This is a genomic window from Mesorhizobium sp. M0522, from assembly GCF_040321085.1.
Taxonomy (GTDB): domain Bacteria; phylum Pseudomonadota; class Alphaproteobacteria; order Rhizobiales; family Rhizobiaceae; genus Mesorhizobium.
This window is the reverse complement of record NZ_JAMYQW010000056.1, coordinates 1-12,230: the sequence shown is the minus strand read 5'-3', so window position 1 is coordinate 12,230 and position 12,230 is coordinate 1. Positions and strand designations below refer to the sequence as shown.

Annotated in this window: 11 protein-coding genes and 1 pseudogene; 3 read left to right on the top strand and 9 right to left on the bottom strand. The window is 62.0% G+C overall.

Annotated features, from left to right (window positions below):
* Positions 1–24 precede the first annotated feature (24 nt).
* Positions 25–1,041, bottom strand: a complete 1,017-nt coding sequence (locus NKI58_RS32730; RefSeq protein ID WP_198023678.1) for a methyltransferase domain-containing protein — start codon at positions 1,039–1,041, stop codon at positions 25–27.
* Between the two features lie 56 nt (positions 1,042–1,097).
* On the opposite strand from NKI58_RS32730, the gene NKI58_RS32725 reads away from it, so the two are divergent.
* Positions 1,098–1,688: a TetR/AcrR family transcriptional regulator gene (locus NKI58_RS32725; protein WP_352718422.1), complete on the top strand. Its 591-nt coding sequence runs from the start codon at positions 1,098–1,100 to the stop codon at positions 1,686–1,688.
* Positions 1,689–1,840: 152 nt separating this feature from the next.
* Here NKI58_RS32725 and NKI58_RS32720 read toward each other — a convergent pair whose 3' ends face one another.
* From NKI58_RS32720 to NKI58_RS32695, 6 genes are all read right to left on the bottom strand, one after another.
* Complete coding sequence (locus NKI58_RS32720) at positions 1,841–3,286, bottom strand: hypothetical protein (protein WP_023680892.1); 1,446 nt, start codon at positions 3,284–3,286, stop codon at positions 1,841–1,843.
* 538 nt (positions 3,287–3,824) lie between these two features.
* The gene (locus NKI58_RS32715; protein WP_352495717.1) at positions 3,825–4,574 is read right to left on the bottom strand and encodes an amino acid ABC transporter ATP-binding protein; all 750 of its coding nucleotides are present in this window, start codon (positions 4,572–4,574) and stop codon (positions 3,825–3,827) included.
* 44 nt (positions 4,575–4,618) lie between these two features.
* Positions 4,619–5,710 carry an amino acid ABC transporter permease gene (locus NKI58_RS32710; RefSeq protein ID WP_352508718.1) on the bottom strand — a complete coding sequence of 364 codons (1,092 nt, stop codon included), beginning with the start codon at positions 5,708–5,710 and terminating at the stop codon, positions 4,619–4,621.
* A 3-nt stretch (positions 5,711–5,713) separates the two neighbouring features.
* Positions 5,714–6,829 carry an ABC transporter permease subunit gene (locus tag NKI58_RS32705; protein ID WP_023680947.1) on the bottom strand — a complete coding sequence of 372 codons (1,116 nt, stop codon included), beginning with the start codon at positions 6,827–6,829 and terminating at the stop codon, positions 5,714–5,716.
* Between the two features lie 70 nt (positions 6,830–6,899).
* Positions 6,900–7,934: a transporter substrate-binding domain-containing protein gene (locus NKI58_RS32700; RefSeq protein ID WP_023680948.1), complete on the bottom strand. Its 1,035-nt coding sequence runs from the start codon at positions 7,932–7,934 to the stop codon at positions 6,900–6,902.
* 29 nt (positions 7,935–7,963) lie between these two features.
* Positions 7,964–9,178 carry a trans-sulfuration enzyme family protein gene (locus NKI58_RS32695; protein WP_352528944.1) on the bottom strand — a complete coding sequence of 405 codons (1,215 nt, stop codon included), beginning with the start codon at positions 9,176–9,178 and terminating at the stop codon, positions 7,964–7,966.
* A gap of 79 nt (positions 9,179–9,257) precedes the next feature.
* On the opposite strand from NKI58_RS32695, the gene NKI58_RS32690 reads away from it, so the two are divergent.
* Positions 9,258–10,154: a LysR family transcriptional regulator gene (locus tag NKI58_RS32690; RefSeq protein WP_352508715.1), complete on the top strand. Its 897-nt coding sequence runs from the start codon at positions 9,258–9,260 to the stop codon at positions 10,152–10,154.
* Between the two features lie 362 nt (positions 10,155–10,516).
* Positions 10,517–11,230, top strand: a pseudogene (locus tag NKI58_RS32685) (IS6 family transposase).
* Between the two features lie 564 nt (positions 11,231–11,794).
* On the opposite strand, the gene NKI58_RS32680 reads toward NKI58_RS32685, so the two are convergent.
* Both NKI58_RS32680 and NKI58_RS32675 read right to left on the bottom strand, forming a co-directional pair.
* A complete protein-coding gene (locus tag NKI58_RS32680; protein WP_352613683.1) occupies positions 11,795–12,019 on the bottom strand; it encodes a hypothetical protein in 225 nt (74 codons plus the stop codon).
* Positions 11,971–12,230: transposase (locus tag NKI58_RS32675; RefSeq protein ID WP_352854309.1), on the bottom strand; the 260-nt coding region annotated here is incomplete at its 5' end. The genes NKI58_RS32675 and NKI58_RS32680, both read right to left, overlap by 49 nt.

The following is a 12,230-nucleotide window of genomic DNA, read 5'->3' as shown; positions in this document are numbered from 1 at the left end:
GCGATGTCGTAATAGCAAGCGGCCTCAACGCTGGCGGCGGCCTCTGCTCCACCGATGCAGGCCACCGAGCAATCCGATCTTGAAGATTACGAAAAGGGCCACGAATGCAATCACTGTGTAAGAGATCGGATTTGAGGCGTCGCTTAGACCGCGCCACGATAGCCACCAGGGCGCGCCTGCGTGCATGGCGATCAGCGCGACGATGCCTAGCACTAGGCCTATGGTGTGCAGGTGGCTCATGGCTGCAGGCCGTGCCGGGCCTGAGGGTTCTTCCGTGCCGAGAGCGACAAACCTATCGCGAATACGGGCGACGTCGGCGGCCGCCGTGGCTAGCACGAACTGCAGGTTCTTCGTGCCAACCGCGCCGCTAGCGACGATGTTGAGACCCGAGTCCCGGAATTCCGTTATGATGTCGTCGACTGTGCTGACGCCGTGATGGCGGAAGCGATCGATGAAGCCTCCATCCTGTGGCGCTTGCACGAAGTCGACGGCGAGTACGCGACCGGATGGCTTCAGGACTCTGTGTATCTCATGAGCCATCTGATTACGTCCATCGGCAGAAAGATGATGGAGCATCAGCGTCGTCGTTACGACATCGAATTCGGCATCCCGGAACGGTAATGCCTGGGCGGCGGCCTTTTCAAAGGTGACCTTCAGACCGACTCTTCGAGCCTTCGCACCCGCCCTGGTGATCATTTCCGGTGACGCATCGATCCCGTGCACGGTGCCCGTCGGCCCGACCTGCTGCTTGGCAAGTATAGCGAGCGTTCCCGTCCCGCACCCTATATCGAGGACGGACTCTCCAGGTTCGAGCTGCGTCAACCGGAGGATCTTTTCGCGAAAGGCGCGTTCGCGGCCTAAGGTGAACAGCCAAGTCATCAGATCGTAGCGTGCTGCCCAATGTATGACGCGGCCGGGCGCGCCGGCTCCGCTGTTGTTATGCCCATGTTTTCTCATCAGAGACTCCTTGGCCACTCTCGCCGGTTTATGGACATCATGTTCGGAAACTGACATGATATCCGGGAACGCGTCAACGACCATTCGCGGCAGAATGTCCGGTACCGCACGGTCCTCTGCCATCTGACCGGAAAAAGCTCATGGGAACGGAAAAGACGATAGACCGCCGTGTCGCCCGGACCCGGTCGACTCTTCACCATGCGCTGATCACTTTGATCCTGAGAAAGGGATATGAAGCAATTACCGTCGAGGACATCTGCAATGAGGCGAACATCGGCCGATCGACCTTTTACGCGCACTTCACCAGCAAGGACGACCTCAAGCGCAGCGGCCTGGACGATCATCTGCGCGCCATGCTGGTCGAACGCCAGCGGCATGCGCTTGCAGCGCCAGGCGAGCTGAAAGATCGCAGCTTGGGGTTCGTGCTCGGTATGTTCGAGCACGCGCGTGAACATATAGATCTCTACCGAGCTCTGGCCGGGGGCCGCGGTGGGACTATTGTGCTCGGCAGCATCCGCGAGATTCTATGCGATCTCGTGCGCGCGGAGCTTGCCGCAAACAAGGACAGGAAGCTCCCCGATGTCGTGCCGAACGAACTGACCGTCCAGTTCGTCGTGGGTGCCTTTCTGTCGGTGCTGATCTGGTGGCTCGACGGCGGCGCCAAATTGCCGCCGCAACAAGTCGACCAGATCTTCCGGCGTCTGGCCACCGAGGGCGTCCCGTCGGCTTAGATATCAGGCCGAAGAACTGTGTAGCAGTCAGTTGCACTTGCCGGCGTTGCCAATTCACCAACCACCGGCTTTGTTCGACGCATGTCCTTGAGGTCGCGATACACCGCCGTGAGGTCTGTCGACCAACGCCTCCGATACGTGGCTTGCGGCCGTCAGACGGCCGTCGGCGTGGACAGCAGCCACAGCCCGAAAACCGTATATCCGACCATAAAAACGGTCAGCGGAAATTGGCTGAGCGCCGCGCGGCTGCGCGCCGGATGCAAACGGAACGCCAGCCCATGCGCGACCAGAACGGCAAGTATATGGCCGCCGATGATCGCCGCCGCCTGAAAGTTCCAGATGATCCACGCTGCATCGGAGCCCATGATCACTCCCGCCCCGACATTCATGTGCGCCGTGCCGAATAGGTTCCATCCCCGATCAAACGGATCCGAAATAGCGACGAGCGCATTCTGGCCGTTCACCAGGAGGGCCGTCAGATAGTGGGAAAAATGATAGGCGAGCGCGATCGGGACGATCGACCAGACAAGGAGCCCGACCGCTTTTCCGAAAGAGATGCTCCCGGCCAACCGCTCACCGACAAACACTGCGGCGAAGAACACGGCGACAAGTGCGATAAACATCAGCACAAGACCGGCGCTGTTGATTCCGACTAATGCCGAGCGCCCCGGAAATTCGAGCGGATTGACACCATTCGCGCCCAGCCAAGAGAAGGTCTTCGACAGACCGTCGAAGGACACCGAGCTCAACGTCAGCAACAGAAAGAGCATACCGCTCGCCGGTAAGGCTTGCGCGCTCCACAATTTCGCTCCAGGCCAGCAGAGTGAGAGGGCGCGCCCCCCGCTTGGGTGGTCCGGCGTCGTTTCGACGATGGCGAAGCGTGACACCATGCGGAAGAACGCGGACAGAAACTCGCCGCGCCGGCTCCAGCCTTCGTAGCCGAAGATGATCATGCAGACGAAGGTCGAGAGCCAGTAGGCCATGAGAGCGAACGCAAGCCGCGCCGGATCTTCGGGCGCCCGATAGATCAGCTCGAACCAGGCGAAGCTTGCAAACAAAATCAACGCCGGCCAGTAAGCCAGTCCTTGTGGCATTGTGCGATCGCGGAATGCCGGGAAGACGCTGGAGAAAATGCGCCACGGCCCGTACCACGGGTTTGTCCACGACCAAACATTGCCGAATACGCCCTGAAGCAATGTCAGTCCGACCCAGACCAGCGTCCACACCGTTAGCGGAAGTGGATTCGACAGCGGATCTCGGCTGCCGAGAATTCCCGCCGCCACGAGTATGGCGAGAACCGCGAAGGCGAGCGTGCTGATCCAAATGCGCGCGGCGTCGCCGAATTGACCAATTGGCAGGCGGGATGCCGAAATGCGTTCGAGCAGCCTGGGCGGCAGGACAGCCAGAACCAGAAAACTCGCGGCTACGGCCACCGCCCCGCCCACGACATAATATCCGGTCGGCAGGAGCATGACATAGCCGCGCTCGGAAGCATGGGCAAAGGCTGGGGTTGTGAAATGCGGCACGAGGGCAGCAGCTGATAATGCGATGCCCAACGCTCTCGCAGAGATGCTTTTATGTTCGCTGTCCGCCGCCATCCATCCGTCTTGCCACATGGCATTTGCGAAGGAAAGCGGACTACTGCTCGCGCAAGTGGAGGTGCCAAAGTGGGTGCCCGACTTCGTGCTAGCCCCCAAAGCCCGCTTGGTGAACAGGCCATATGATGCAGCTACGACTTCGAGTCGAGAGTTGCGTTGTGGACGACGTTCTCGTCCTCTGCCGTCTGCTGCAATACGTGGCAGCTGTGCCTGCGCCGGCCGGCGGCGCATTATCGTCGAAACAGGACCGGAGCGCCCACCGCCAGGATCGTCGACGTGCAGAAGTTGTGGGCCGAACATCTACCAATGGCCGGAACCCGCGGCGCTGTCGATCCTGTTTCGCGAACGCCTGGTGTATTCCTTCGAGAGTCGGCCGCGCTTGTTCGACATTATCTCGCGCAGCATCGAAGGCGTCGCCGGCCTGATCCTGGGCCGGCGTCGCGGTCTGGCAGGTCGCTGCGCGCTGACCAGGCCCCGGATGGATTTCTGATTTGCGTCTGCCCATCCGGCCGGCGCATGGGCTGGCGGGAGAGGTTCGCTAGTTCAGGATCTGGGCCAGAAACAGTTTGCTGCGCTGGTGACGCGGATGCGAGAAGAATTTGGAGGGCGTGTTCATCTCGACGATCTCGCCCTGGTCCATGAAGACGACGCGGTCGGCGACCTGGCGGGCAAATCCCATCTCGTGCGTGACGCACAGCATCGTCATGCCATCGTCGGCCAGCGCGACCATGGTGTCGAGCACTTCCTTGACCATTTCAGGATCGAGGGCGGAGGTCGGTTCGTCAAAGAGCATGATCTTCGGGCTCATACAGAGCGCACGGGCGATGGCGACGCGCTGCTGCTGGCCGCCGGACAACTGGCCGGGATATTTATGCGCCTGGTCCGGGATCTTCACCCGCTCCAGATAGTGCATGGCGGTCTGCTCGGCTTGCCCGCGCCGCATCCTGCGCACCCAGATCGGCGCCAGTGTCAGGTTTTCCAGAATGGTCAAATGCGGGAACAGGTTGAAGTGCTGGAACACCATGCCGATATCACTGCGGATTACGTCGATCTGCTTCAAATCGTTGCTGAGTTCGACGCCTTCGACGACGATCTGCCCCTGCTGATGCTCCTCCAGCCGGTTGATGCAGCGGATCATCGTCGACTTGCCCGAGCCGGACGGACCGCAGATCACCAGCTTCTCGCCGCGATGGACGGTCAGGTTGATATTCTTCAGCACATGGAAGTTTCCGTACCACTTATTCATGCCGGTCATTTGGATAGCGGGCGGAGCGCTGGGATCGGGCATGGACGGAACGCGCGTTGGGGCGGACGATAACATCATGGCATTTCCTAGTGAGCGGTCGGGCCGCGCCGCTCCAGGAAGTCGGCGAAGCGGGCGAATGAGAAGGAGAGCGCGAAGAAGATCGCGCCGATGAACAGGAAGGTCTCGGCCGCCGGCGACGGCCAGTCCGGGTCTGCCAGCGTCGCCTTACCGGAGCTGATCAGGTCGAACAGGCCGACCACCAGGACCAGGCTGGTGTTCTTGATCATGACGATGATGGTGTTGGCCAGCGCCGGGATCGCCACCTGGATCGCCTGCGGCAGGATGACGAGATATTGCGTGCGCCAGAAGGGCAGGCCGAGCGCCGCCGCGGCCTCGTATTGGCCATTCGGGATGGCCTGCAGGCCGCCGCGGATCACCTCGGCGAGATAGGCCGCGGCGAAGATGGTGAGGGCGACCAGCGCACGCACGAACTTGTCGGGCAACAAGGCTTCGGGCAGGAACAGCGGCATCATGATCGATGCCACGAACAGGATGGACAAGAGCGGCAGTCCGCGCACCGATTCTATCAGGACCACGGCGCCGATGCGTATCGCGGGCATGGTCGAGCGCCTGGCCAGCGCCAGGAGGATGCCGACAGGGAAGGCGACGCCGATGGCGACGACGGTGAGGATGAGCGTCACCGGCAGGCCGCCCCAGGACGAGGTCGGAACCTCGGCTAGGCCGAAACCGCCGGCCATCAGCCAGAAGATCAACACGAGCGCCGCCATCCAGAGCGCTGCCAGCCGCGGCGCCCAGCTGGCGGGCCGCACCGACCAGGCAAGCAGCGCCAGGATGAGCAGGCAGACGATGGCGGGGCGCCAGCGTTCGTCGAGCGGATATATGCCGAACAGCAACTGCCCGGACTTGGCGTAGATGAAGCTCCAGCAGGCTCCGGTGGCCACCCGGCAGGCGCTTGGATTGGGATCGAACAGCACGGCGTCGATTACCAGCCAGCGCAGCATAGGCGGTACCGTGGCGACGAGCAGAACGCCGAACAACAGCGTCAGGGCGGCATTGAGCGGCGTGCCGAACAGGAGCTTGGCGGACCGCCGCAAGGCGCCGAAGCGGATCTGTCCTGGCATTGGCTCGGCCGGAAGGGAAAGAGACACGGCCTTCATGGTTCAGCGCTCCACGATGGCGATGCGACGGTTGTACCAATTGGCCGCGCTCGACAGGCTCAGGTTGAGGGCGAGATAGACGCCGAGGATGATGAAGACGCCCTCGATCGAATGGCTGGACTTGCTGATGATGGTGTTCATCACCGCAAGGAAGTCCGGATAGCCGACCGCGATCGCCAGCGTCGAATTCTTGACGACGTTGATGTATTGGCTGTTGAGCGGCGGGACGATCACCCGCAGCATCTGCGGGATGATGATCAGACGCAATATTTTGCCGCGTGGCAGGCCGAGCGAATGACCTGCATCCCACTGACCGCGGCCGACCGAAAGCACGCCGCCACGCACGATCTCGGCGACGAAGCCGGTGGTGTAGATGGTCAGCCCGATGAGGATGGTGCTGAGTTCGGGCGTCAGGTCCTTGCCGCCTTTGAAGTTCGACCCAGTGAAGGTCGGCCAGTCGACGGAGAACTTCGCATCGGCAAGCCAGAGCCCGGCAATGCCAACCGTAAGGATCGCCGGCGCGGTCAGCGGTGAGAGCCATCCTCTTCTCGCCGCCGCCCAGCCAGCGGCCGCCAGTGCCAGGGCGAGAGCAATGACGAGCAATCCCGCGGTGGCCACGTCCATGCTGACGGCCGGCACCACAAAGCCGCGCATTGAGGCGTAAACGCCTGGCAGCGGATTGAGCGCTTCGCCGACCGGCGGCAGCACCTTCCACCACAGCGAATAGAGAAAGATCAGAAGCACGATCGGCGGTGAGTTGCGTGCAACCTCCACCCATACGCGGCAGGTGCCCGCCGCCAGGGGATTGCTGCTCAGCCGGGTGATGCCGACGACGAGGCCGAGCGCGGATGAAAAGACGATGACGACCGCGGAGATGAAGACCGTATTGGCGAGCCCGGTCGCGATCGCCCAGTAATAGGGGTCCCGCGACTTGTAAGTGAGGATTGCTTCCGAGATGACGATCCTTGACGGCATCGTCAGGAAATCGAAGCCGATCGGGATGCCGCGTGCCCTGAGATTGGCGAAAGTCGTGCTGACGAGCAGGGCAGCGAAAGCGGCAACCGCGGCGGCCAGGGCACACTGGATGATGATCGATCTGGTCTTGGCATCGCTCAGCATGTTGACCTCGAGGGTTCGCGGCGTTGGCAGGGAAGGGGAGCGCCGGGCCCGTTCCCCTCCATCATGCGGCTCAATCCCAGGGGAAAGGATAGTTGAGGCCCCCGTCCTTCCACAACGCGTTCAGACCGCGTTCGACCTTTAGCGGGCTGTCCTTGCCGAGATTGCGGTCCCAGATCTCGGCGTAGTTGCCCATTTGCTTGATGACGTTGTAGGCCCACTTGTCGTCCAATCCGAGCGGCTTGCCGAAGCCGGGTTCCTCACCGAGCACCCGTTTGACTTCCGGACTGCCCGACACAAGCTTTTCATCGATGTTCTGCGAGGTGATGCCGTTGGCCTCGGCCCAGAACAGGGCATTCAATGTCCAGCGCACGACGTCGAAGAGTTGATCGTCGCCGCGGGCGACCGCGACGCCATTGGGTTCGGCGGCTTTGCCGACCTTGATGATGTCGTAGTCGTCGGGGTTCTTGGCCACCGAAGCACGCTGTCCGGCTGCCGCAGTGCCGTCGGTGACGTATGAATCGCAGCGGCCGCCGAAGAAGGCGTCGCGCGCCTGAATGGTCGAGTCGTAATAGACTTTCTCCATCGCGATCCCGAACTCTTCCTCGGTTTCCTCGATCGCTTTCTCGGTCAGGCTGCCACCGCCTTGCAGGCAAACGGTCTTTCCATCGAGCAGTTTGGGCTCGGTAATATTGTCGGCCTTGCGCACGAGCATGCCGTCGGTGTCGTAGAGATTGATCCAGACGAAGCGGACAACCGTATCGCGACTGTAGGTGATGGTGGATGTGCGCGACAGAACGTCGATCTCTCCGGTCTGCAGCGCAGGAAAACGCTGGCCTGCGTTAAGCGGCACGTAACGGATCTTCTCCTTGTCGCCGAGGATGGCGACCGCGAAAGTGCGGCAAATATCGGAATCGAAGCCGCGATAATACCCCTTCTCGTCGGGCCGGGAGAGACCGGGCACGCCCTGGCTGGCGCCGCAGCTGACATAGCCGCGTTCCTTGATCTTGTTGATAACCGCCTGCGCGCTGGCGTCCACGGCGCCCGAAGTCAGGCTGGCCAATCCTATCGCCAGACCCGTGAGCCATTTCAGAACTTGATGTTTCATAGTCATTCCCCTTCTCGTTGAGGTTCTAATCATTCGGCGGCCTTGGCGTCGGCTGCTGCGGTTCCGTTGCGCCGGGCTTTAGCAAAGAGTTCGAAGGCCTGGGAAAGGTCGGCCAGAAGATCTTCGAGCGCCTCAAGGCCGATCGACAGGCGCCAGACCGGGCCGGGCTTCAGCCAATCGAGGCTGGCGCGCCCTTTGCGCGGATCGCTGACGGCAATCAGCGAATGCACGCCGCCCCAGCTTGCGCCGAGCCTGAACAGCCGCAGGCTGCGCAGGACATCGGATTGCAGTGGCGCCAGTTCCGGCCGCAGCACGAAGGAGAACACGCCCGCCGATCCGGCAAAGTCACGCTTCCAGATCGCGTGGCCAGGATGACCAGGCTCCGCGGGATGCAAGATCTGTGCGACTTCCGGGCGTTCCGATAGCCAGGCAATGATCTTCCGCGCGGTGGCGTCGGCATGACGCATGCGCACCGGCATGGTCATCAGGCCACGCTCGCACAGCGCGCAATCTTCCGGCGAGACGCCATAGCCCAGAAAGCGCGCTGTATCCTTCAGGCGCCGGAACAGGGCGTGGTCATGCACTGCGACCGAGCCCATCAGGAGGTCGCCATGGCCGCCGGCGTGTTTGGAAAGCGCCTGCATCGACATGTCGACGCCATGAGCGAGCGGCTTAAACAGCAGATGAGAGGCCCAGGTGTTGTCGGCCGCGACGAGCGCGCCGGCCTTGTGGGCCGCGGCCGTGATGGCGGGCACATCCTGGACTTCGAAGGTGGCCGAGCCAGGCGATTCTACCCAGACCAGCCGCGTTCTGCCGTCGATCACGGCCGCGATGCTCGCGTCCAGCCGTGGATCGTAGGAAACCGCCTCGATCCCGAGGGGGCCGAGAAAACGCTCGGCCATGTCGCGCGCCGGGCCATAGAGCGTCTCCGGGATCAGAACCCTTTCGCCGCCACGGCAGACAGCCATGGTCGCCAGCGTCATGGCCGCCATGCCCGACGGGACGACGAGGGCCCGCAATCCGCTTTCCAGCACGGCGATATGATCCTCGAGCTGCCGGCTGGTCGGTGTGCCGTAAAGTCCGTAGCTGAACCCGTCGTACAGACGCTCGACGCGACGCTCGAACGACTCCAGATCGTCAAAGACAACGGTCGAGGCTCGCTCGACCGGCATCGCCACCGCCTGGAACGGTTCCTCGGAGCGCTTGGGAGGGTGGACATGTGAAGTGTCGTCGCGTCGGTTCATGGGGGCAGCTTAGCCGGCTCACCCATTGCCATCCATGACCGCAGCGATAAAGTTAATTCGCTTTTGATATGGATGGACTATGAACCTGCGCGACATCGATGTCTTCAACGCGATCATGATCACACGCGGCGCCGGCGCGGCGGCCGCGCTGCTGGATACCTCGCAGCCGGCCATCAGCCGTTCGCTAGCCAAGCTAGAAGCCGAACTCGGCTTCAGGCTTTTCGACCGCATTCGTGGCAGGCTGGTGCCGACACGCGAAGGGGAGTTGTTTCATGCCGAGGTGAAAGCCAACCTGGTCGGGCTCGACCGGCTCAAGCTGCGCGCGGCACAGATCAAGGAGGTCGGCACCGGTACCATCCGTGTCGCTAGCCTGTCGGCGCTCGGGCATGGGCTGGTGCCGCGCGCCATAGTAGCGTTCTCGCGCCGGCATCCGCAGGTGCGCATCAGCTATCAGGTCCGCACCTCCAACATCGTGCGCGACCTGGTGGCGTCTGGCAGTTTCGATATCGGGCTCGCGGCCGACGAGGTCGACACCAGCGGCGTGCTGCACAGCATCTTCACCACGCCGCGCGCCGTTTGCGTCATGCCGAAGAACCACCGGCTGGCGCGGAAGCAGATGATCACGCCGGCCGATCTCGCCGACGAGGCTTTCCTGGCATTGTCGCCGGAAGATACGGCTCGGCTCGCGATGGACAAGATCCTGGCCGCGCATGGGGTACGGCCGCGCATCCTGATCGAAACGCCCTACGGCCTGACCATCGCTATCCTTGCAGCGAAGGGCATGGGGATTGGCTTGGTCAATCCCTCCGTCATTGCGGACCGCATGATCGGCGGCATTTTGGCCAGGCCATTCGAGCCGGCCGTCAATTTCCGCGCGCTACTCCTGCGCCCGCCGGACGGCATCAATTCGACCTTGATCACCGACTTCATTGCCGAACTCTATGCCGCCCGCAATATGCTATCGAGCGAGGCATAGGCAATGTGGCTCGCCGCCTAAACATAGACGCGACCGGTCTTGCCTCAGTAAGGCGCGGACGTCCATGGCCTCACGCAGCCTCGCACGGCGCAAATTCGTGTTCGCCCTTTAGCCGGCTTCCTCGTTTGCAAGAAACCGGACGATCTCGGCGAACGCGGAGCTATCCTGCCAGAGAAATAGATGGCCACCTTCGAACATGCGCAAGGTCGCCCTCGGGAGTCTTCCCACCATGCATTCCTGAGATGACGGTAGAGCGATCCCGTCGTACCACCCGCCACATATTAGAACTGGGGACCCGATTTGGTCCAGGCGCTCCCAGGGGCGTTGTCACGGTAACCGCGTGTCAGGGATCGCTGCGATAGATGCTGGGGACGAACACTTCGCAGATCAGCTACAAACGGCATCGGTTCCCAACCGAGATCATCGCCCACGCGGTGTGGCTGTATTATCGATTTCCGCTGAGCCTGCGTCGTGTCGAAGAAATGCTGCTGGAGCGCGGCATTGTCGTTTCCTACGAGCCGATCCGTCGGTGGGGAAAGAAGTTCGGGCTGGACTACGCCCGGCGCCTGCGCCGCAAGCAGCCCAGTCGAAATGATATCTGGCACCTCGACGAAGTCGCCATCATGATCGCCGGCAAGAAGCATTGGTTATGGCGGGCCGTCAACCAGGACGGCTATGTGCTCGACGAGATCGGCTAGACCCGGCGCAACACTAAGGCCGCCAAGCGCGTGCTGACACGGCTGTTGAAGAAGCAGGGCCAGGTGCCGAAGCGCATGATCACCGACAAGCTCGGCTCCTATGGAGCAGCGCGGCGTCTAGTCATGACGGACATCGAGCACCGGTCGCACAAGGGCTTGAACAACAGAGCGGAGAATTCGCATGTGCCACTGCGAAAACGAGAGCGGATGATGCAAGCTTTTCGATCACCGGGGAGCCTCCAGCGTTTCGTCTCGACGTTCTCTGCAGTCCGCAATCTCTTCGTCCCGCCCCGTTCAAAACGCTCCGCCTTTCAGATCCATCTTCACCGCTTGAATGCCATGGCGCAATGGAAAGCTGCTGCCGGCGTGATCGCCTGAAATCATTCCCAAAAGTCACAACGACAGCCCATCTCCGTTTATGTGACATCACCTCTTGGGGTTGATGATGCTCCCGCGGGTCGAATAGAGGTCGCCAAAGAGGTAGCGGCGCCGTCTTTCCCGGCACAAACCAGCTCCTGCGCTCGTCGTTCCACCTCGCTCGCGGAAACGCCCCCGAAATCGCTCGACGGTCATTCGGTCATAAGGAAAGTTCGCCAAGGCACCGGGCGTGTCTTGTTTCTGAGGCGTAGAATGATGCTTGGATTCCTCCACGGTCGTGCCGTCAGGTGTTGGATCCGCAGAGCAACGTCCCGCCGGCCTAATGGTTCACACGCGAGCCAGAACTCTGGGCGCGCTGGGATTGGGCAGGCTAGTACTCCGTAATCATTCGGCGCGGCGGAGCGCAATTAGGAGTCTCGCGAGTGCACCGTGGACTTGCGAAGCCCGTGAGCAAATCGCCGATGGCGGTAACGAATCCGGAAACTCGTCCCGGCTGCGTTGTTCAGCGCTGGCGCCTGATTCCTGGCCGAGGAACGCTTGCCGCGCCAACCCTGCAACCTAGTACTACAGTTGCGGATGCCGATGCCGTTTGTAGTGACAGATGGTGGCCGCAGCCTGATGTCGTCGTCGCCATAGCGACCAGGCGATGATGAAGGGCTTTTGTGTCGGTGGGAAGATGAGGATCCGGGCGAGGAGATAGCGGATCTCGGGGACGCTCGGGACGAGCGCAGCCATCCGGATCAGGCGGCGATTGGCTCCTTTGGACTCGTTTCGTTCGGTTTGCTCCATGCGCTGCGGCGAAGATCAGCCGATAGCTTCGAGAGGAATGCCAGGGCGGCCATGCACAGGCTCATGTGGCGATGCCATCCGTGCCAGGACCGAGCCTCGCAATGATCAAGTCCGAGATCCTCCTTAGCGCGCTCAAAGCACTCCTCGATCGCCCAGCGCAGGCCGGCCACTGCCGCCAATTCGGCCAAGGAGGAACCGGGCGGGGCGAAGA